Here is a 20,229-nt window from a genome sequence, read left to right as displayed (position 1 = left end):
TTCACACGAATACTTTGGGCAAATTAAAAAAGAGTTGCATGGAGAATGCTAACTCTTTTTTAATTTGGAGTCATACTACGAGGGAGTTTGGAGGGCATATTTTCATTTGGAAAGGGACGTCTTCTCTAAATTTTCATGTTTTACTTGCAGTTCAGCAATACGATGATTTGTAGCTGCAACAATTCTAACTAACTGTACGACTGTATCTTCTTGTTGCTTAACTTTTCTTACTAACTCATCAAAAGTAATCCCTTGCACCCCCAAAAAAATTAATTTTGCGACAGGACGTCGCACTTTTAGCCAGTGAGCAATAGGAAAACTTTATGCTTTCCTATCTGCTAAGAAATCCTTATGCTCTATTTATACCATAGGAAAATACTTGGAGCGAATTGCTATTTTTAAATTTTGAATTTATAAACTAAAGTATATTATGGAAATTATTTAATTTTCCGGTAAATAAATGGTCTATTTCTCGTTTTTCTCTCTATTTTAAAAATAAGTTTAAAATATCGAATACCCTCCGACAAATTTCTACATATTATTTTTCACGCGTTATTCATTCGGCGTATTTGGTCTAAAATCCAGCGATAATGACGTTCAATTCAGCGAATTACTGTATTATTCAGCTTCACGAGTTTTGTTTATACTTTCACCTACTGCCTTAAAAAATAATAAAAGACAGCCTGATCGGCTGCCTTTTATTATTAGTTCGCAGGTTCTATTAAACCATATTTACCATCTTTTCGTTTATAAACGACATTTGTGTCGTCAGTTTCTGCATTCGTAAAGACAAAAAATGCATGTCCCAACATATCCATCTGTAAAATTGCTTCCTCAGAATCCATTGGCTTTAAATTAAAGCGTTTTGTACGAACAATTTCAATCTCATCTGTTTCAGTTTCTTCTAGTGATTCTAGTGATTCTTTTTCCAATTCTGCAAAAATATGTTTTGGAGAACCTTTTTGACGAAACTTTCGGTTTACTTTTGTTTTATACTTTCTGATTTGTCTCTCCAATTTATCAACAACTAAATCAATAGCCGCGTATAAATCAGCATGTTGCTCTTCTGCCCGTAATAATAAATCTGTCATCGGGATAGTTACTTCAATTTGTTGTTCATCATTATAGACACTTAGGTTCACATGAACATCAGAAGTCGGCGGTGTATCAAAATATTTATTCAGCTTACCAATCTTTTTTTCCACATACTCTCGTATTGGCTGGGTCACCTCAATATTTTCACCACGAATGTTGTAATTCATATAAGTGTCCTCCTTTTTTCTTTGTAAACCTTATTATACTACTTTTCCACTTTTATTTCCTTTTTAAACTAAATAAATTGTTAACGAAAAAGCACAATAAAGATTATTACCTTTCTTATAACATACCATGTTCCTTATAAGTTGCAAAAGATAATGTACTTAAAAAATCTTGATCTACAAATATATTTGTAAAAACGTCACTTCCCAAAGTTTATAAGCGAAGTGTCGATTAAAAAATGTCCCGGTTCCATTGCCACTATTCTATTTTTCACGCGTTTTAATCATAATTAATTTTCTAGCATTTTCAAGATAACAGCATATTATCTTTTAAAATAGCTTTCTTTCTGTTTCCTAATTTTTTAAATTTTAATATCGATAAGTTTCCTTTCCAATCCACTATTTTTATCCTCAAATAAAAATTTAAATTTGCGGAGAAATCAATAATTAGAAATCCTTCGCTTAGTATACTGTTCCAGATTTAAGCCTTTGAAGCAATGTGAGATGCTCTTGGCTGTCGATTGAGCTGTTCTGATTGTAATCTTTTAATATCCGCCCTTATCCAAATTGAAATGCATAATGCAACTACAAACATTATACCAAAAATCATCATTGTCATATTATAACTATTTGTCAGATCATAAATTCTAGCTAAAAGAATTGGTCCAACTACTCCTGCCATAGCCCAAGCTGTCAAGATATAACCATGAATTGCACCTAACTGTTTCGTGCCGAATAAATCACCAATATATGCAGGAACAGAAGCAAATCCGCCTCCATAACAAGTCAAAATAGCAAATAATAAAATCTGAAAAATAATCGGATTTGTTGCAAAAGGGAGTGCGAAAAATGCAATTACTTGAATAACAAAAAAGGTTGTATACACATTCGGTCGACCAATATAATCGGATAGTGCAGCCCATCCAAGTCTACCTGCACCATTAAATAAGCCAAGAAGTCCAACCATTGTTGCTGCAGCGAGTGCAGTCATTCCCGTAATTTCCTGAGCCATAGGTGAGGCAACTGCCAATATCGCAATTCCACACGTAATATTAATGAATAACATAAGCCATAACATCCAAAATCGTCGCGTCTTAACCGCTTCATTAGCAGTGAGTTGAGACAGATCTTCCTTTATTTTACTCGACCCATTTTCTTTACTCTCAATAAATCCTTTAGGCGCCCACCCTTTTGGAGGTGGAGATAAATACTGGGAGGAAAGTGTCATAACAATAAAATAAATTGCCCCCAATATGTAAAACGTACTAGAAATCCCAACCGCTTCAATTAAGGATGCAGCTGCCGGTCCACTTATGAGTGCTGCAAAACCAAATCCCATAATCGCCAATCCGGTAGCAAGGCCACGACGGTCAGGGAACCACTTAACTAGCGTGGATACAGGTGCAATATAACCAATTCCGAGCCCAGTACCTCCAATCACTCCGTAAAAAATATATAATAACGGTAATGATTCAACCGCAGTAGCCAAACCTGATCCTGCAACCCCAACGCCAAATAGGATAGCCGAAAGCATCCCAGACTTCCGTGGTCCATTTTTTTCCACAAAACGCCCCATAAATGCCGCAGATGTTCCTAAAAAGAAAATCGCAATACTAAAAGCAAGTGAGATTTGCGTTGTATCCCACCCGTACCTTTCCACCATCGGATTCGTAAATACACTCCAAGCATAAGCCGAACCAATGGAAATATGGATACCTACCGCCGATGCAGCAATTAGCCAACGGTTTTTAACTTTTTGCATGTAAATCCTCCTCGTCTAATAATTTTTATAGATAGCTAGCATTCTACTTATAAAAATGCTAGTTAACGAAGTCTTTTACTTGCTTTTAAAAAGTTGGTCTATCTAAGATGGTCTTTTGAGTATGCAAATGACTTAATAAGCAGTGGCTCTACAGTATAAGATTAATACAAGAATGAGATATTTATGGTCAATAATTGAATGCATAATTTTTATCCATTTTAGGTTTAAAAGATACTTTAACATGTAAGCGATTACACATCAAGTGAATTTTTCCCTATTTTACTAATTCTTTATAACTAGTTTAAAAAAAAGCCCTATAAGGACTTTTTCTATTGTTTTCGATCTACATACATACCATCGGTTGTTTTTATTGACCCGTATGGATTAATATAGGACCGATTACGCTCTTTTTGTTGTTTTATTCTTTTCATATCTTTTTTTACTAAATTGTATAGTTGATCCAATTCGTGCATAATTCGTTCATTTAATTGTAATATTTGTTTGCCCAATTCTTCTTCTTCATTCGTATAAGGTGCTTTAATAGTTTCAATGATTTTATCCCTTTTTCCGATCAATTGATCGATGTGTTGGATTGTTTTTTCACGATCATTATCTTCTCTATTTTCAAGTAAATGAAGCAACTCTAGTGTAACAGTATGTAGTTCTTCCAAACGCCCCATTATACTTTTGCACCTTGTACATAAGATGAAGACCCCTGCTTCATTACATCTTTCCATGCATCACGGAATTCCGTAACAAAAGTTTGAGCCTCTTCCAAGTTAGAAACGTTATTTTTAATATTTCCTTGCTGTAGTTGATAATAAATAAACTCATAAAGTGGCAACAACTGTTTAGAAATTTCCATTTCTTGATCCAATGTCAACATTAACTCTTGAATGATATCTTGAGCTTTTTGGATATTTGTATTTTTAGCTTCATAATCTTTTTCATTTATTGCTTTGATTGCTTGATTAATAAATTTTATACAACCATTATAAAGCATCATCGTCAACTGTGGTCCAGACGCTGTAGAAACTGAATTATTTTGATACGCTTGAAATTGTTTTGTCATCATAGTAAATCACTCTCCTTAATGTAAGTATGATTACATACCTCCGCCAAATTGAGAGAATAAATAAGAAGATTGCTGGTTTAAATTAGAAATTGCTTTTTCCATTTGAGTAAATTGATTCCAATACCTTTGTTCAACTTGAATCATTCTTCGTTCAAAATCAGAAATTCGCTCGTTCATTTCCTTCATTCGTTTACCGATTGAATAATTATCTAATGTATTACCTTCTCGACCAGCCTGTTTTTCAATTTGACCTTTCACACGGTCAACTGCATTATCAAACCGATTAATTAACCCACGTTCATTTCCTTCTGCATTATTAACAAATAGTTTGTATACATCATCTGGATTTTCTCGAAGGGCTTCCTTTAATTTCTTTTCATCGACTTTTAATTTCCCGCCATCCATATAATTCTCTGTTGTTGTAATCCCAATTTGACTTAGTAACGTATACTCTCCACCGGTTTCTACCTTAGACTGCAAACTTTGTCTGAGTGTATACATTCCATCTCTTAATACAGATTCCCCACGTAAAAGTCCACTCTTCGCTTTCTCTTCCCATTGTTCAATTTGCTTTTCCGTCATTTCATCTTTTTGTTCATCTGAAAGTGGCTGGAAATCTCGGAAGCGTTCTTCGGATTGTGATTTGTTTAGCTTATCAATTGCTTCGTTGTATTTATCAACAAATTCCATAATCGAATCAAACGCGGTGTCTACATCTGTATCAACAGTGATACGCGATGTACCCGTTGCTTTAAAATCAAATGTTACTCCGTTTAGGGTATAGGAGTTGCTTTTTGATTCAATTGTTAATCCATTGTTGTATGTGAATTCAGCGTTTTGAGCTTTGCTAGTCTCTGATTCTGTACCCATCTTTAAAAAATCTGTAAAAAAGTTTTTCCCGTCAATTGAAGGTTCAAATTCTATTTCATTACCATCCTGGTTATATACTCCAGTTTTTGTTGTTTCTAGTACCACTTTCTGAGAAGTTTCGTCATAAAATGCTCGTACTGTATTTCCGCTTGCTTCGCCAATTTTCTTAAGCACAGTGTCAAGTGAGTCGTTTTTTTCAATAATTAATTCATGAGGAACTTGTTCTCTATTCTCGTTATATGTATAAAACGTATGTTTCCCTTCATATTCGTTTAATTTTGATTTGTCTATTGTTGCACTCATATGCATTTCATTCGTAGCCAACCTATTAACAGTAATTTCATACGACCCATTCGCCGCATTCGAGTTTGCTGTTACTGAAACAGCAGCTTCATTTGAAGACGTAGCCGCTTTCGGTTTATATGTATAAGACATTTTCATGTTCAGCATCATATTATCTAATTCAAGAAATGTACTATTAATTTCCCGAAATGCATCCCGCTTCCACTCTAAAATTGTCTGTTGCTGCTTCATTCGGTCTAACGGCATTCGTTCAGCTTCCATTAATTTCTTTACCATTGCCTCAATATCCATTCCTGAAGCAATACCACCTACACGCATTACCATAATTATGCCTCCTTAAATCTTTTCATCTACAAGTAATCCCATATATTCTGTCATCGCTGCGTACATATCGAGCATTTTCTTAGGAGGTATCTCTCGAATAACTTCATCAGTTAAAGGATTTACAACTGTTACATAATACTCATGTAAGTCTTCATGAAATACAAATTTCAAGTTCGTACGGATCGGATCAATAAAATCATTCAGTTTTTCCACTGTTGACTTCACATCATCCTTATATTCTTTTACTGCCATATGACGAGACTCATTATTGACTGAACCATTTTTCACTTGAACCCGTTTAGGTTGAATTGATTCCTGGGTAAAATCATTTTTATTCTGTATGGCTGGTACGTTATTTGAAATAGTATTCAACTTCATCCCATACACTCCTATTCTGTTTTCTTAATCTATATATCGGATGCATAACAGAATAGTTTAATGTAAAAAGGGACTAATCATTCTTTTTATTAAGTAAACTCATAATATCGACTGGAAGATTAGCCGCTTCGCTATTTTCTAGTTGAATCGCATCATAAATTTCTTTCCTATGGATTTCAACAGACTTCGGTGCGGAAATACCAAGCTTTACTTGTTCTCCTTCAATTGCTATGACGGAAATTTCAATATCTTCTCCGATTCGGATCGTTTCTTTACTTTTTCTCGTAAGTACTAACATCGTTAAACCCCTTTCTCTTTCGCAAGGGGAGACGAAATTTTTGCTTTCATCTCATATTTATCATGTGGCAAAATAAATTGTTTCGCACGTTTATTTTTAGAGTTTATGATGAGCGGAGCCTGTAAATTGATTGTACTTAAATGAAAAGGGTCTTGCACCGTCATAATTGACAAGATAACAACTTCACTTTCATTCTCTATATGTAAATGCTCTTTTATATGGTCATCCAACATAATTTCATAATCTTGATAAAAATGATGTGGGTTCGTCACAAAAAAAGCTAAACTAGGTGTCTGCATAGATTGTAAAATTTGTAACAGATCATTGCCTGGTATATCTAAAATAACAAATTTATTTTCTTCTGGAAAACCGGGCAACCCCGCAGTAAAATGAATTGTTTTATTTTGATCGACATCTACTTCACCTAGATATTTTGTTTTGATTAACATGTAAAACATCCTTTCAAACGTAGCAATTAAATATAGAGGTTATCAAAATCAATTGTTAATTGTGCATATTGCTCCATTGTAATGTCGACATTTCCTCGATGGAATGTTAAATCTGGTTTGTTAATATGAGCATCGATGATTGGTTTATTTTCTTTCACATCGATTTCTACATCCCCTTTTTCATAATGAAGCTTCACCGCAAATGGAGAAGGAACATATTTAATACTTAATGTCTTCATCGGAGGGTTCCCTATTTGATAAGCTTGTTCCGCAAACATGTCCATCCCATTATGGATATCTAGCAATGCAGCCCCTTGTTCTGCTCTTTTGGCTGTTCCCTCATAAGCCGCCTGTATTCCTTCTGAAGCAAACTTTTCATTTAATCGCTTTGTACTTTCCAAATTCATTTCTTCCCATGCTTGAGATTGATCAATTGTAAGTTTTCCTTTTGGCTGGCGTATCGATAAATCTGCCTTAGGTTGTTCTATCGTTAATTGTGCTTTCCCTTGTTGTAATTCAATTTGAGCAGGGGTTTGTTTGATTCCAATCTTCGCCATCTGTGATTCCATCCGAATTTGTGGAAATTGCATAAACAAGCCTCCTTACGATTAAATAGGCAAACCCTGTCTATATGGTAGACAGGGTACTATCGTATTATCTTAAAAAATCAACTAGTGATGGTTGAATAATTTTCGATCCAGCTGAAAGTGCTGCACGATGAATTACTTCTTGTGTTAATAGATTCATTACCGCCTCTTCAAAATCGACACCTTCATTTTTCATCATTGTATCTTTAGCAATAACGACTTGTTGCTCAAGACGGTCTTCAATAAGTTCCAAACGGTTCATACGTGCTCCAAGTTCTGCACGTCCGTTAATAATATTTTGTGTGCTTTTATTTAAATCGCCGATACTTTCATTTAAAGCATCTAAATCTAATTCAACATCATCTTCACCAGAATCCAAAGCAGATATAAAGTTATGTATATTATCGAATAAATCTTGATTGAATACCTTTTCTGGATTAACATTTGCAGCAAATTCAATACCTTTAGATACTTCGATTTTTACGTCATTAACAGGACTACCAAATGCAACTTCATACCCTTTACTTAAATCATTCTCATCAACAGGAACGATCGGCGGTTTATCTGTGTTTGTTCCATTAAAAATGTATTTTCCGTTAACTTGTGTATTAGCAAGGTCTACTAACTGTTCTTGTAGCTGCATTACTTCTTGCTTAATACTATTTCGTTCATCTTCACTATATGTATCGTTTGCCGCTTGAACAGCTAAATATTCCATCCGCTGCATCGCTTTTGTCGCTTTATCAAGCACATCATCCGAATGATCCATCCAATTCCAGATTTCTGAAGTGTTACGATGATACTGTTCTGCTTCAGTTACTTGTGTGCGATAATCCATTCCTTTCATTGCAACAACTGGATCTTCAGAAGGTCTTCTTATTTTTTTGCCTGAAGTAATTTGTGTTAAATATTTATCCATCTGTGATTGACTTTGAAATAAATTCCGTAACATGTTATTTTGTAGCATTGATTGTGTTATACGCATCTATGTCACCTTACCTTCCTACTAATCCCATTTGATTAATAATCCGATCGATCATTTCATCAATTGCTGTCATATTTCGGGCTGCAGCATTATACGCATGCTGAAATTTTATTAAGTTAGAAATCTCTTCATCCAAAGAAACAGCACTAACCGACATTCGAGAATATTCTACTTGCGATTTTAAAATTTCCGTACTATCCTTCATTCCTTTCGCCTTTTGACCTTGGACTCCAAGTTCTCCAATTAACGCTGTTAAAAACTTTCTTGGACTTGATTCTAACTCATCAATATTTGTTTCGAAAACTTTCGCAAGTTCAAGCGCATTATCACCATTACGGCTACCTTTACTCGGGTCACCTGCTGCGATTAAATTAGGATTTTCTAAAATATCTTTGTTAACAGTAATGTTTGCAGCTGAAATATTACCGTAGTCATTTCCGTCTGTACCGTCTGTAAAGAAAGCCGGAACATCTTCACCTTCTACAAGGTGACTTCCTTTACTATGCACTTCGTTAAATGCCTTTGCAAATTCTTGTGCCAATTTATCCAACTCAGCTAGCATTTGTGGATATTCACCTTTGGACTGATCGCCCTCCATATACCCATGTGCTTCAATTAAGGCGGTTAGGGAACCGATGGAATCAAGAAAATCGACATTATTTGCACCATCTCCAAACACTGTTTGCTCACCGATGGTAATACCGTTGACAAGACCTGTTCCATCATGAAAATCAACCTTAAGCTTATTAACGGCATCTTCTATACTGTCTTTTGCATCAATCAAATAAACTTCTGGCTCAAACGAATTCCCGGAACTATCCAGTAATTCAATTGACGCAATGCCGTCTGCAATATCTAATGCACTATCACTACTTTTTCGATAATGAACTTTGATATTCATATGTTCTGAAAGTTGATCAATTAATCGATCGCGTTCGTCATATAAATCATTTGCTAAAAATCCGTGTGGTTCAATTTTTTGAATTTGTCCATTTAAGTCATTAATCCGCTCTAATAATGAATTAATTTCTTTTACGGATCCATTTTCAATTTGATCTTTTAAATCTGCTTGAATGGATTGAAGGCTTCTTGATAAATGGTTGAATGTTTCCGCTAATGCAAGTCCTTTCTGAGCAACGACTGATCTTGCCCCAGAGTTTTCGGGGTTTCCTGCTAACTCTTGTAGTGATTGCCAAAATTGATCCATAATAGTAGATAAACCATTATCAGATGGTTCATTCAATAGTTCTTCCATTCGACTAAGTCCTTCTTGTTTCGTCTCCCAATACTTAAGTTTACTGTTTTCAGCCCGAAACTGAAAATCAAGAAACTTATTTCTAACTCGTTGTACTGTACCAATTTCTACACCAGTCCCCATTTGACCAGGAAATTGTGGCTGTACTCGAGAAGGTACTGGAAAAGGGCTTGTTGTTTCAAAATTCACCCGTTGCCTTGAATAACCTGCTGTATTGACGTTTGCAATATTATGCCCCGTTGTATAAAGTGCACCTTGCTGAGCAAATAGCGCTTTTCTTGCCATTTCTAATCCTTGAAAAGTACTCATATCGTATCCTCCAACCGTTTTTATGCTTTCGAATCAAATACAGATCGTTTCACCGATTGTTGTCTCTCGTTTTTTTCATTATAATTGATACTTTTTGCTGTAGGTTGCAGCATATCTAAAGACAATTGGACAAACTGCATGGATTGTCCGATAAGATCGTTGTTTAACTGTTCTTTTTCACGTAGTTTAACGATTATATTTACTAACTTCGATACAACAGCTTCCAACTGTTCTTTATCTTGTTCACGATCCAAATATGTCATTAATTCGCTAACCGTTTTTTCTTTTGGTGTAACGTTTAAGTGGATAAAATAATCTTCAACAATTGCTTGGCGTTTTTCTTCTGCCTGTTCAATTGCTTGTAATTGCTTCCGTTCTTGCATCAACAATTTCGAAAGACTATCCATATCACCAGATTTAATAGCTTCTGTTTTTTTCTCTGAAATAGTTAACAATTCTTCATGCAATTTTGTTAACAATGTAATACAATTCTTGATATTCTCTAACTGCACGGGAAAGCCTCCCTCTATTGTTTAGCCCAAAAATCAATCATCTTCTGTGCCGTTTTCTCAAAGTCAATCTTATATTCACCAGATTGGACAAGTTTTTTTATTTCTGCAACATGCTTTGTGCGTTCCATTGAATGAGTGTCGCTTTTTTGAAGATTCTTTGCTTCTTGAGAAATATTAAGCTGATCATCTTTCTGATTAGGATCTTTTTTAGTAACATGCTTTTGTTGCTGATTTCGATAAGCATTAATTAACGGATTCGGTCCCTGTATTTTCATGACAAAACTCCTTTCTATTTTTGCACGTCAATCACTCGTAAGTGCAACTAGGGCTTTCGCCAAGGCTTGGCGATAAGTCAAATTTTCTAATCAAATAAACGTTACAATTTCACTCTATTATATATATCGGTTATTCATTTAAATTTGTTAATCGATTTCTTTTTTCATCGTAAAATAGATTGATTCATGTTCTTTTCGTTTTCTTTCCTTTTGTCTTTTTTCCATTTCGTTATGTCGAGCAAGTTCTGTTTTTATTTCAGATGAACAATTAAAACATAATCGACCTTCAATAATATCTATCCCACATTTTTCACATGGATAAGCAAGCTTCGGAAATTGTGAAGTACGTAGTCTTTTTTGCTTCATAAATTTAATGATTAAATCTTCCTCGACCCCAGTTCCAGCGACAATTTCTTTCAACGTTGCTTCTCTGTTTTTTCTTTTTGTTAAAAATTTGTACACTTTCTGAAAAGCTTCTTCTTCTTCACGATAGCATTTGGGACAAATTTCTCTTATCGTTTTCGCAAATACCGTGCCACAACGTTCACAGTTTCCAAGTTCACTCATGACAATCACCCGTTTATCTGTTTTATATATTATATCACAATCTATTTTTTGTTTTTAACTACGAACCAATGTATATGCGTAAACTTCAGGACAACCATTGTTTTTCAATAAGGATGCAGCATGACGCAGAGTTCTTCCGGTTGTATATATATCATCGACCAATACGACTGATTTGTTAATAGTTTCAGTTATTGAAAATGGATTTATTGTCGTCATTCTTTCCATTCGTGTTTTTTTCGATTGTTTTTCTAAATGTTTTTGAACTAAAACATCTTTCACGGTTGAAGATAAAAACGAAGCTAGCATACTTGCTTGGTTAAAGCCTCTTTCCATTGCACGTTCACGGCTAATCGGTATTGGAACGACAACAACATCTTTCAACAAAGATCGGTATTGTTCTGTAAACTTAGCAAGAAAAGTCGATCGGAAGAGTTCTCCAATAATATAATCTCCTCGATATTTCCATTTTGTAATTACTTCTTGCATAAAATCATTGTACATATAAAGGGAAACATTTTTTAATAGCGGATCATCCCCATCATAAAAATCGTTCCACCGTATGCAATCGTGACATTTCGACCGTTCAAAAGGTCGTCCACATTTTACACAGACCTTTCCTTCGATTTCAACAAAATTCTTTTTACATTGCTCACATACATTCATCCGGCTTTCAGGTTGAAATAAGTTTAGCCAATTTACTTGAACAATTAATTCCTCATCACACCAAAGACAGTACATTATCTGCTTTCTCCTTTTTTCTTTTTAAAAATTTCCGCCCGCTTGTTCATCTGTTTTATGGATTTAACTGCACGTACCATTGCGTTCGTCTGACCATCATGAAAAAATATCACTTCTCCCGTAGGATCTTGTGGACTTCTGCCAGCACGTCCAGAAATTTGGACCAAAGCCGCTTCATCAAAAACTTGATGCCCCGCATATAAAACAGCAACATCAACAGAGGGAAATGTCACGCCTCTTTCTAAAATGGTCGTTGTAATTAAGGTGTATATTTTCTTGTTTCTAAAATTCAAAATTTTCTCTTCACGGTTTTTATCTTCTGCATGAACATGTTCAATTTCAGCATAATGATAAATTAATTTCTCGGCAAATAAAAGTTCAGCTATTGATTTTTTCAAATCATTTGCTAACTTAATTGTTGGTACGAAAACTAATAATTGTCTGTCTCTTTTTATTCTATTTTTTATCCACGATAAAAATTGTGGAGGGAGTGTTTTTGTGCTGGGAGTACAGTGAATCATTGTAGGAATGGGTAAAGAATGTCCGTGGAAACGAATTGGAACAAAGACATGATTTAATTTTTGAGAAGCAATTAGGTCTTGTTGTTGATCTCGTGGGGTTGCGGTTAAATAAATCAGTGCAGCGTTTTCTTTTTTTGCTCGATCAGCTGCAAATTGTAGGGAAGTATCATGGTGGTATGGAAATGCATCAATTTCATCAATGATTAATACATCAAAAGCTCGACGGTAACGATAGAGTTGATGGGTTGTCGAAATAATTAATTGGGCAGTACCATCATTGTCACGGCTGCCACTAAATAATCCTTGAATTTGTACCGCTGAAAATGCTTGTTGCAATCTAGGAAGAAGTTCTCGTACAACATCAGCTCTGGGGGTAGCGATACAGACACGTTTCCCTTGTTCTAATGCTTTTGTTATACCTGGAAAGAGCATTTCCGTTTTACCTGCTCCTGTTACTGCCCAAATAAGTAATTCTTTTCCTTCTGAAACTGCATCAACAATTTTTTCTGCAGCGTTTTCTTGTGCCTGAGTCAATGTCCCTGTCCAGCTACATGGATTTATCAGCTTCGGCCAAGGGTAAGAGTGTCCCGTCCAAAAGTATAAAGGTTCACATTCCATGACCCTTCCCATCATAATACACTTTCGACAATAATAATGAATTTCATTGCATCTAGTACATGGAATGAAGGCAAACAAGGATTTTTTTGTATTATTACATCTGTTGCAAGTTGGTGAAGATAGAATTGATTTTTGTATGGATGGAATGGGTTTAAAGAGAGTTTCTGAAAGTAGGTGTTGAAACAGCTGGTCATTAACGAAAATTTCCTGACGAGTTAACAGTTTACCAGCAAATTTTCTTGAAAGTTCATTCAATAAATCTGGATGAAGGGAGGTATTTTGGGCTGAGTCAAAGGTGACGGGGAAGCTCTTTAATAGCCCCCCTTGATCCTTTTTCATTTTGACAAAAATCTTTTTGAATACTAGTTTTAAAGTCGTAATCAAGATGAATTGCACCTCTCATTCCGTGTACCAGGATACACCGATGGATCCTTCACCTAAATGAGTTCCTATAACAGGTCCAAAATAACTAATGATAGATTCAACTTCAGGATGCTTTTCGGCAAATTCGTCACGCAATTTTATTGCCGCTGACTCATTATTCGCATGGATAAATACGACACGAACAATTTTCTTTGTATTGGCATCTTCTTCAAGCATATTCATAATTCGGTTAAGTGCTTTATTTCGAGTTCTAATTTTTTCAAATGGCACGATTAAACCGTCAACAATATGTAAAATTGGTTTAATATTTAATAATGAACCTAAAATCTTTTGTGCACTGTTCAGTCTTCCACCTCTTTGTAAATGACCGAGATCATCAACCATAAAATAGGCTCTTGTCCTGTTTTTCATATCATCTAGTTGTGTAATAATTTCTTCTACTGATTTTCCGTCTTGTACCATTTCTGCAGCTGCAATTGCATAAAAACCTTGAGGCATTGCACTTAATTCAGAATCATATGGATACACCTCGATGCCATCAACCATTTTACCGGCACTTTTAGCCGCTTCGTATGTACCACTAAATCTTTTTGATAAATGAATTGATATTATCGCATCATGTGTTTTAGCTAAATCCTCAAACAACTCAAGAAATGAACCGATTGCTGGTTGCGACGTTGACGGCAAATCTTTTGATTCTTTTACTTTTTTATAAAATTCTTCTGTAGTTATGTCAATACTTTCCCGAAAAGATTCCTCTCCAAAAACAACACTTAAAGGTATAGTGCGTATATTATATTTTTCAAGTAAATCTTCTGGTATGTATGCTGTACTATCTGTAACGATAGCTATTTTCAAGTTGTCAACCTCCTATCTTAAAACACTTCAACCCATCCTTTGCGAATTGCCGTTACAACGGCTTGCGTCCGATCATTCACGTTCATTTTCTGCAAAATATTACTCACGTGGTTTTTAACAGTTTTTTCACTGATTACGAGTGTTTCAGCAATTTTACGGTTACTTTGTCCTTCCGAAAGCAGCTGCAACACTTGGCACTCTCTCTTTGTTAGTAAATGGAGTGGTTTTCTAAACTCAATTTCATTCATATTTGTATTTGTTTCATTAGTTTTTACTAGTTTCCGATATTCCTGAACTAGATTATGAGTTACTTTAGGGTGTAAATAAGAGCCACCGTCATAGACTACTTTGATAGCTTCCATTAAAGATTCCGTGTCCATTTCTTTTAACAAATATCCTTGAGCTCCTGTTTGCAGTGCATGCGAAACATAACTTTCATCTTCATGAATTGATAGAATAATAATCTTTAAATCTGGATTATTTTGTAAAAGTTCTTTTGTTGCTTCAATCCCATTCATTTCAGGCATATTGATATCCATTAATACAATATCTGGCTGATATTCTTTAACGATATCTTTTGCCTCTAGACCATCGTCTGCTTCGGCGACCACATCGAATGATGGTTCAAAACTTAGTATTCTTTTAACACCTTCTCGAAATAATTTGTGGTCATCGATTAGTGCAATTTTAATGACTTCTTTAGTTACCATTCATCTATTCTCCTCCGTAGTTTTTCTTTATTGTATATGTTTACACAACAAAATGCATCAAATTATAGTAAATTATAACATAATCTTTTTCATTTAGTATTTTCTTCACTGTTATATGGGACTTTTATCTTAACAACCGTACCTTCTCCGATTTTGGAGTTTATAACTAATTCTCCTTCAAGAATCTCTACTCGCTCCCGCATTCCAATTAACCCAAATGAATTCTTTTTAGAATCTTCTATACATCCATCAAAACCGATTCCGTCATCTTTAATGACGACAGTAATTTGATTATTTAATGACTCGATTATGACATTTATCGTATTTGCTTCTGCATGATTAATTGCGTTTTGAAGGGCTTCTTGTACTAATCTAAAAATAGCAACTTCATAATTTGAATCTAATCTTTTTTCTTCTCCTAAAAGTACAAGTTCTATTGGAATTCCACTATACTCTGACATTGTCTTCACATGTTTCCTAATAGTAGGAAAAAGTCCTAAATCATCTAATGCCATCGGTCTAAGATCATAAATAATCCGTCTAACTTCATGTAAGGAAGAACGAATGTTTTCCCTAATACTTTTTACTTCACCTAGCGCATGATCGACATTACCTTCTCTAAATGCAAGATCAACTATTTCAGAGCGAATTAAAATATTAGCGAGCATTTGGGCTGGTCCATCGTGAATTTCTCTAGAAAGTCTTTTTCGTTCTATTTCTTGCGCCTCAATAATTTTAAGTCCAAACTGTTGTTTTTCTTTCGCAGTTTTTAACACTTCATTTACCTGAGTAAAATCATCAAGCAAATAAGTAAGCACAACAGATACCTTCCGTCCCAAATTATTCGCATGTTCAATCGTTCGACGAAGACGCATGATTCTTCGTTCAAGATCATCACGTTTCTCTCGTAACGACTTTTCTTCTCTTCGCATTATAGCGAGTTTTGTTTGTAAAGAATGTGTTTTTTCATAAACATGGCGAATGTCACTTTCTGAATAAAGATTAAATTCACGACTAACGAGAGAAAGTTTTTGACGTGATTTTCTAACATCTTTTTCTAATTGATCGCCTTTTGCAATATATTCTTTAACTAATGCTTTCGTCTTTTCTAGTTCAGAAAGCAATTGATCGTGTTCTTCCATTGCTCCTTCACTAATATGAAAAATTTCATCTTTACTTTTTTCAACAGCATTCGTCATTTCGTCAATAATCGCATCTAATGTTTTTCTATTTAGATTCTTTTCTAAAACCATCACTTTCACCGACCTATGTTATAATTAAGAAAGCATGAAGCAACGGAGGAATAAGTCTATGTTAACTAAATATTATACCGTAAAACAAGCAGGTTCTCACGAAATAATTATTCAAAAATCAAGATTTATTGGATATGTCGAACGTGTGAGCAATGAAGAGGAAGCGAATGCATTTATTCAGAAAATAAAAAAGCAACATTATAACGCTACTCATAACTGTTCAGCTTATATTATTGGAGAGCATGATCAAATTCAAAAAGCAAATGACGATGGGGAACCAAGTGGCACTGCCGGGATTCCAATGTTGGAAGTGTTAAAACGTCTAAACCTTAAAAACACTGCCGTTGTTGTGACAAGATACTTTGGCGGAATCAAACTTGGAGCAGGGGGTTTAATACGTGCATATAGCTCGACCACATCGGAAACGATCAAGAAAATAGGAATAGTCAAAGGAGAATTAATGCAAGGTATTTCTTTGACAGTCAAATACCCATTATTGGGTCGGGTAGAAAATATGTTACATCAATCTCCTCATGTCATTGATAAAATTAATTATCTTGAAAAAGTTGAACTTATTGTTTATGTACATGTCCATGAAGTCGATACGTTTAAAAAAGAAATGATTAATCTAACTAATGATCAGATTGTCATGACAGAAAAAGATAAAAAATATATTGAAACAGACATAACATCTGAATTGTAATGTTTATACCTTATAACTGTCTGTTAGAAGCAACTAGCATCGTTTTTTGCAATTCATTTATAACAAAGTTTAGTAATTCATCTGTTGATGTAATATTATGACTTTCTGTTTCTTGTATAAAATTTTTAAGTAATTTTTTAAGTTTTTCTTGATCCATAAACGTATTCACCCTTATTCGATTTTTTCAACATCCAACCCATTGAAATATAAAAACGTTACTACATCCTACATTATTTTAAACAAAAAATGTAAAATCGACAAGTATTAACTGTAATTTTTCCTAAATTATTATTATCATATGCAGTAAAGGATAAAAAGAAATTTGTACTTTATATTTTATTTAGCAAAAAAAGCTTATTTAATTTTTTCTATTTATTTTTTCCAGATAAAAAGCTATACTTGTTAAAGATTGATACGTATCACCATTTTGGGGGGCTTTAAATGAGAAAATTGCTTGTTATTATCGCATTGATTTTTTTATTCGTTTTATTCGGGTGTTCAAAAGAAAACTTAAGTCCAAATGACCGAATGCAAGAATACGTTGATGCATGGAACGATTCACAATTTACTAATATGTATGGGATGCTTACTGAGGACGTTCAGGACAATTATTCTACCGAAGATTTTGCCGATCGCTATGAAAAAGTTTATCAAGATTTAGGAATCAATGATTTGAAAGTTAGTTATTCCGAACTACCCGATGATACCGAAAAAAAAGCTATCGATGAAGGAACCGCTACATATTCTTTACAAATAGAGATGAATAGTATAGCAGGTCCGATTGAATTTACTAGAGATATGACGCTATATTTACAAGCGGAAAAAGAAGCAGAAGATGAAGACGCAAAAGAATGGTATATGAATTGGGATCCTGGTTTTATTTTTCCGGATTTAGCAGATGGTGGTAAAATTAAAATTGAGACAGAGCCAGCTAAACGTGGAGAGATTCTCGATCGAAATCAAATGCCACTAGCGATTAATGATATTGCTTATGAAATTGGTGTTGTTCCTAATAAATTCCAAGATGAAAAAACAGAAAAAGAACAAATTGCAAATCTATTAAATATTTCAGTAGAATCAATTGATGACAGTTTAAGTGCTTCCTGGGTAGAAGAGGGTCATTTTGTACCTTTAAAAGTAGTTCCAAGTACAGACGAAGATAAGCTAGCCAAATTATTCGAAATACCGGCTGTCACATCTGTTGAAACGACAGGAAGAACCTATCCCGCTGGTAAAGCTGCAGCCCATTTAACAGGATATATCGATAAAGTTACCGCAGAAGAAATTGAGAAATTCCCTGAGCAGCATTATAAAGAGACAGATGTCATCGGTAAACGTGGATTAGAACAATTATATGAAGATACACTGCGTGGAGAAGACGGTGTTAAAATTATTATTGAAAAACAAGATGCTGACCAAAAAGAAGAAATTTTGTTAGCTGAAAAGCCAGTTCAACATGGGGAACATGTACAAGTTGCTATTGACGTCAATATTCAAGAAAAAATATTTAAAGCATACGGTGATCAATCCGGTACGGCTGCAGCCATTCACCCTAAAACTGGAGAAGTTCTTGCACTAATAAGCAGCCCATCATTTGACCCAAACGAATTAGCCTATGGAATTTCACAAAATAGATGGGATCAATTAATGGAAGACAAAAAACAACCATTTGTTAATCGTTTTACAGCAACTTATGCGCCTGGTTCTGTAATTAAGCCCGTTACTGCCGCCATCGGACTGTCCAATGGCACGATTAAACCTGAAGAGGGAATAACAATTAATGGTTTAACTTGGGGAAAAGAGAATTGGGGAAACTTTAAAGTAAAACGTGTTTCCACAACCTCAACACCAGTCGATCTTCGAGTTGCGCTATTAAAATCAGATAATATATACTTTGCAATGAAAGCTGTTGAAATGGGTGAAAATAAATTTATCGAAGGGTTAAAACAATTTGGAATAGGTGAAGAACTACCCCTAGCTTATCCATTTTCTGTTTCACAAATTTCCAATAACGGAAAATTAAATGACGAAATTTTACTAGCAAATACAAGTTACGGGCAAGGAGAAATCGAATTAAGCTCTCTACATATGGCACTTACGTATTCTGCCTTTTTAAATGAAGGTAATCTAATTAAACCTAGCTTTTTGGTTGACGATCCAAAAGGTGAAGTATGGATTGAGAATGTAATGAGTAAGGAAGATGCTGAATTAATCCAAGACTATTTAAGAGCTATAGTAACAGACGGAACTGCAAAAGTTGCAAATAATGATAAAGTTGCTATTTCAGGAAAAACCGGTACTGCTGAACTGAAACTTTCCCATGATTCAAAAGGGCATGAAAATGGTTGGTTCGTTGGTTATCCAACAGATGATCAAGATATCCTAATTGCAATGATGATGGAGAGTGTTGAAGATATAGGTGCCAGTAGCTTTGTCGCAGAAAAAGTTAAAGATGTTTTACTCGACATAAAATAAGCCGTAATTACGAGTAGCCTAAAAAACTTGAATCCGAACTAATTTCAATGAAATAAATTTGAAATTAGTTCGGATTTTGCTTTTAGTTCCATACATTTACTAGGGAATTTCTATAAACTGTTGAGTAAAGTTGGATAGTAATTGTCCTCCGCTACGTAAAAAACTTGACACACTTTTCACCCAATTTATCGGTGAAATACCGCTTCGGCAGAATACTTCGCTTTCCGTGGGCACGGCCTCAGCCTCCGCTGCACAGGACGTGCAAGTGCAGGTGTTGCGACAGGACGTCGCGCACTTAACCTGCCTCGCGGAAAGACCACCGCTGCGGGGTCTTCGGACTCGTGCTTTTCCCACAGGAGTCTACGTATTCTGCCTACGCTAGTTGGAAAAATTAAATTATGGTCATTAATACAAAGCAACTATTCTAGCGAAGGAAATACATGGAGACTCCTGCAGGAGGAAAGGCCTAGGTGAGACAACGCAGTGCGCAGCACAAGGAAGGCTCATCAGCCGCCTGCGGAAAGCGGAATGTATTTCCGTAGCGGTATTTTATTTTGTAACTTGTCTATATTTTCGTAGGTAGTAAAATTTCCACTACTGCACAGTTTCCTTCCACTGCAAAGATTAAAAGTAATGACAGGTAATAAGTTCTTTTTGTAGTTACAGAAAGATTTTGATAAATAAACGTATATATGGAATGTTAGTTCGGTAATATGGTACAATTATAATTGTGGAAAATAATGAAAGAATTATATAGATAG

The 20,229-nt window shown here is 34.9% G+C and carries 23 protein-coding genes; 2 read left to right on the top strand and 21 right to left on the bottom strand.

The genetic code is table 11. The features are described 5' to 3' along the window. Nucleotides 1–102 precede the first annotated feature (102 nt). The 20 genes from ACPYKA_RS08035 to ACPYKA_RS07940 all read right to left on the bottom strand — a co-directional run bounded on the left by ACPYKA_RS08035 (nucleotide 103) and on the right by ACPYKA_RS07940 (nucleotide 16,290). Nucleotides 103–294 carry a hypothetical protein gene (locus ACPYKA_RS08035; RefSeq protein ID WP_479541814.1) on the bottom strand — a complete coding sequence of 64 codons (192 nt, stop codon included), beginning with the start codon at nucleotides 292–294 and terminating at the stop codon, nucleotides 103–105. Nucleotides 295–704: 410 nt separating this feature from the next. After that, nucleotides 705–1,262, bottom strand: a complete 558-nt coding sequence (gene hpf, locus ACPYKA_RS08030; protein ID WP_479541813.1) for a ribosome hibernation-promoting factor, HPF/YfiA family — start codon at nucleotides 1,260–1,262, stop codon at nucleotides 705–707. Nucleotides 1,263–1,740: 478 nt separating this feature from the next. Then, entirely contained in the window at nucleotides 1,741–3,021 is a 1,281-nt protein-coding gene (locus ACPYKA_RS08025) for an L-lactate MFS transporter (RefSeq protein ID WP_479541812.1), read from the bottom strand. Nucleotides 3,022–3,350: 329 nt separating this feature from the next. Further along, entirely contained in the window at nucleotides 3,351–3,701 is a 351-nt protein-coding gene (gene fliT / locus ACPYKA_RS08020) for a flagellar protein FliT (protein WP_479541811.1), read from the bottom strand. Further along, complete coding sequence (gene fliS / locus ACPYKA_RS08015; RefSeq protein WP_479541810.1) at nucleotides 3,701–4,096, bottom strand: flagellar export chaperone FliS; 396 nt, start codon at nucleotides 4,094–4,096, stop codon at nucleotides 3,701–3,703. The genes fliT and fliS overlap by 1 nt, the downstream gene beginning before the upstream one ends. 30 nt (nucleotides 4,097–4,126) lie before the next feature. Continuing rightward, nucleotides 4,127–5,593 carry a flagellar hook-associated protein 2 gene (locus ACPYKA_RS08010; protein ID WP_479541809.1) on the bottom strand — a complete coding sequence of 489 codons (1,467 nt, stop codon included), beginning with the start codon at nucleotides 5,591–5,593 and terminating at the stop codon, nucleotides 4,127–4,129. Nucleotides 5,594–5,605: 12 nt separating this feature from the next. Continuing rightward, nucleotides 5,606–5,971, bottom strand: coding sequence for a flagellar protein FlaG (flaG, locus tag ACPYKA_RS08005; RefSeq protein ID WP_479541808.1), 366 nt, complete (start codon nucleotides 5,969–5,971; stop codon nucleotides 5,606–5,608). Nucleotides 5,972–6,044: 73 nt separating this feature from the next. Continuing rightward, entirely contained in the window at nucleotides 6,045–6,269 is a 225-nt protein-coding gene (gene csrA, locus ACPYKA_RS08000; protein WP_479541807.1) for a carbon storage regulator CsrA, read from the bottom strand. 2 nt (nucleotides 6,270–6,271) lie between these two features. Continuing rightward, on the bottom strand, nucleotides 6,272–6,718 hold the full coding sequence (gene fliW / locus ACPYKA_RS07995; protein WP_479541806.1) for a flagellar assembly protein FliW: 447 nt from the start codon (nucleotides 6,716–6,718) through the stop codon (nucleotides 6,272–6,274). A 26-nt stretch (nucleotides 6,719–6,744) separates the two neighbouring features. Then, entirely contained in the window at nucleotides 6,745–7,308 is a 564-nt protein-coding gene (locus tag ACPYKA_RS07990; RefSeq protein ID WP_479541805.1) for a DUF6470 family protein, read from the bottom strand. 64 nt (nucleotides 7,309–7,372) lie between these two features. Next, complete coding sequence (gene flgL / locus ACPYKA_RS07985) at nucleotides 7,373–8,290, bottom strand: flagellar hook-associated protein FlgL (RefSeq protein WP_479541804.1); 918 nt, start codon at nucleotides 8,288–8,290, stop codon at nucleotides 7,373–7,375. A 10-nt stretch (nucleotides 8,291–8,300) separates the two neighbouring features. Then, on the bottom strand, nucleotides 8,301–9,854 hold the full coding sequence (gene flgK, locus ACPYKA_RS07980; RefSeq protein ID WP_479541803.1) for a flagellar hook-associated protein FlgK: 1,554 nt from the start codon (nucleotides 9,852–9,854) through the stop codon (nucleotides 8,301–8,303). A 20-nt stretch (nucleotides 9,855–9,874) separates the two neighbouring features. Continuing rightward, nucleotides 9,875–10,366 carry a flagellar protein FlgN gene (locus ACPYKA_RS07975; protein WP_479541802.1) on the bottom strand — a complete coding sequence of 164 codons (492 nt, stop codon included), beginning with the start codon at nucleotides 10,364–10,366 and terminating at the stop codon, nucleotides 9,875–9,877. Nucleotides 10,367–10,380: 14 nt separating this feature from the next. Further along, on the bottom strand, nucleotides 10,381–10,641 hold the full coding sequence (flgM, locus tag ACPYKA_RS07970; RefSeq protein ID WP_479541801.1) for a flagellar biosynthesis anti-sigma factor FlgM: 261 nt from the start codon (nucleotides 10,639–10,641) through the stop codon (nucleotides 10,381–10,383). A gap of 147 nt (nucleotides 10,642–10,788) precedes the next feature. Continuing rightward, complete coding sequence (locus ACPYKA_RS07965) at nucleotides 10,789–11,208, bottom strand: TIGR03826 family flagellar region protein (protein ID WP_479541800.1); 420 nt, start codon at nucleotides 11,206–11,208, stop codon at nucleotides 10,789–10,791. Nucleotides 11,209–11,262: 54 nt separating this feature from the next. Then, entirely contained in the window at nucleotides 11,263–11,946 is a 684-nt protein-coding gene (locus ACPYKA_RS07960) for a ComF family protein (protein ID WP_479541799.1), read from the bottom strand. Continuing rightward, entirely contained in the window at nucleotides 11,946–13,085 is a 1,140-nt protein-coding gene (locus ACPYKA_RS07955; protein ID WP_479541798.1) for an ATP-dependent helicase ComFA, read from the bottom strand. The genes ACPYKA_RS07960 and ACPYKA_RS07955 overlap by 1 nt, the downstream gene beginning before the upstream one ends. 399 nt (nucleotides 13,086–13,484) lie before the next feature. Beyond that, on the bottom strand, nucleotides 13,485–14,327 hold the full coding sequence (locus ACPYKA_RS07950; RefSeq protein ID WP_479541797.1) for a DegV family protein: 843 nt from the start codon (nucleotides 14,325–14,327) through the stop codon (nucleotides 13,485–13,487). A gap of 17 nt (nucleotides 14,328–14,344) precedes the next feature. Continuing rightward, nucleotides 14,345–15,037, bottom strand: a complete 693-nt coding sequence (locus ACPYKA_RS07945) for a response regulator (protein WP_479541796.1) — start codon at nucleotides 15,035–15,037, stop codon at nucleotides 14,345–14,347. A gap of 89 nt (nucleotides 15,038–15,126) precedes the next feature. Then, nucleotides 15,127–16,290 (bottom strand): sensor histidine kinase, encoded by a 1,164-nt coding sequence (locus tag ACPYKA_RS07940; RefSeq protein WP_479541815.1) that lies wholly within the window; start codon nucleotides 16,288–16,290, stop codon nucleotides 15,127–15,129. 58 nt (nucleotides 16,291–16,348) lie between these two features. On the opposite strand from ACPYKA_RS07940, the gene ACPYKA_RS07935 reads away from it, so the two are divergent. Continuing rightward, nucleotides 16,349–16,993, top strand: coding sequence for a YigZ family protein (locus tag ACPYKA_RS07935; RefSeq protein WP_479541795.1), 645 nt, complete (start codon nucleotides 16,349–16,351; stop codon nucleotides 16,991–16,993). A gap of 10 nt (nucleotides 16,994–17,003) precedes the next feature. On the opposite strand, the gene ACPYKA_RS07930 is transcribed toward ACPYKA_RS07935, so the two are convergent. Next, complete coding sequence (locus ACPYKA_RS07930; RefSeq protein WP_479541794.1) at nucleotides 17,004–17,150, bottom strand: hypothetical protein; 147 nt, start codon at nucleotides 17,148–17,150, stop codon at nucleotides 17,004–17,006. A gap of 284 nt (nucleotides 17,151–17,434) precedes the next feature. Here ACPYKA_RS07930 and ACPYKA_RS07925 point away from each other — a divergent pair, with 284 nt between their 5' ends. After that, nucleotides 17,435–19,468, top strand: a complete 2,034-nt coding sequence (locus tag ACPYKA_RS07925) for a penicillin-binding transpeptidase domain-containing protein (protein WP_479541793.1) — start codon at nucleotides 17,435–17,437, stop codon at nucleotides 19,466–19,468. The last annotated feature ends 761 nt before the right edge of the window (nucleotides 19,469–20,229 follow it).

The organism is Pseudogracilibacillus amylolyticus (SeqCode), from assembly GCF_051918545.1.
GTDB lineage: Bacteria > Bacillota > Bacilli > Bacillales > Amphibacillaceae > Pseudogracilibacillus.
This window is presented reverse-complemented; position numbering and strand designations above follow the sequence as displayed.

Bases quoted from the DNA above. Each gene is read 5' to 3' on its own strand.
- hpf (WP_479541813.1), bottom strand. From the start codon at position 1,262: ATGAATTACAACATTCGTGGTGAAAATATTGAGGTGACCCAGCCAATA.
- ACPYKA_RS08025 (WP_479541812.1), bottom strand. From the start codon at position 3,021: ATGCAAAAAGTTAAAAACCGTTGGCTAATTGCTGCATCGGCGGTAGGT.
- fliT (WP_479541811.1), bottom strand. From the start codon at position 3,701: ATGGGGCGTTTGGAAGAACTACATACTGTTACACTAGAGTTGCTTCAT.
- fliS (WP_479541810.1), bottom strand. From the start codon at position 4,096: ATGATGACAAAACAATTTCAAGCGTATCAAAATAATTCAGTTTCTACA.
- ACPYKA_RS08010 (WP_479541809.1), bottom strand. From the start codon at position 5,593: ATGGTAATGCGTGTAGGTGGTATTGCTTCAGGAATGGATATTGAGGCA.
- flaG (WP_479541808.1), bottom strand. From the start codon at position 5,971: ATGAAGTTGAATACTATTTCAAATAACGTACCAGCCATACAGAATAAA.
- csrA (WP_479541807.1), bottom strand. From the start codon at position 6,269: ATGTTAGTACTTACGAGAAAAAGTAAAGAAACGATCCGAATCGGAGAA.
- fliW (WP_479541806.1), bottom strand. From the start codon at position 6,718: ATGTTAATCAAAACAAAATATCTAGGTGAAGTAGATGTCGATCAAAAT.
- ACPYKA_RS07990 (WP_479541805.1), bottom strand. From the start codon at position 7,308: ATGCAATTTCCACAAATTCGGATGGAATCACAGATGGCGAAGATTGGA.
- flgL (WP_479541804.1), bottom strand. From the start codon at position 8,290: ATGCGTATAACACAATCAATGCTACAAAATAACATGTTACGGAATTTA.
- flgK (WP_479541803.1), bottom strand. From the start codon at position 9,854: ATGAGTACTTTTCAAGGATTAGAAATGGCAAGAAAAGCGCTATTTGCT.
- flgM (WP_479541801.1), bottom strand. From the start codon at position 10,641: ATGAAAATACAGGGACCGAATCCGTTAATTAATGCTTATCGAAATCAG.
- ACPYKA_RS07965 (WP_479541800.1), bottom strand. From the start codon at position 11,208: ATGAGTGAACTTGGAAACTGTGAACGTTGTGGCACGGTATTTGCGAAA.
- ACPYKA_RS07960 (WP_479541799.1), bottom strand. From the start codon at position 11,946: ATGTACTGTCTTTGGTGTGATGAGGAATTAATTGTTCAAGTAAATTGG.
- ACPYKA_RS07955 (WP_479541798.1), bottom strand. From the start codon at position 13,085: ATGGAATGTGAACCTTTATACTTTTGGACGGGACACTCTTACCCTTGG.
- ACPYKA_RS07945 (WP_479541796.1), bottom strand. From the start codon at position 15,037: ATGGTAACTAAAGAAGTCATTAAAATTGCACTAATCGATGACCACAAA.
- ACPYKA_RS07940 (WP_479541815.1), bottom strand. From the start codon at position 16,290: ATGGTTTTAGAAAAGAATCTAAATAGAAAAACATTAGATGCGATTATT.
- ACPYKA_RS07935 (WP_479541795.1), top strand. From the start codon at position 16,349: ATGTTAACTAAATATTATACCGTAAAACAAGCAGGTTCTCACGAAATA.
- ACPYKA_RS07930 (WP_479541794.1), bottom strand. From the start codon at position 17,150: ATGGATCAAGAAAAACTTAAAAAATTACTTAAAAATTTTATACAAGAA.
- ACPYKA_RS07925 (WP_479541793.1), top strand. From the start codon at position 17,435: ATGAGAAAATTGCTTGTTATTATCGCATTGATTTTTTTATTCGTTTTA.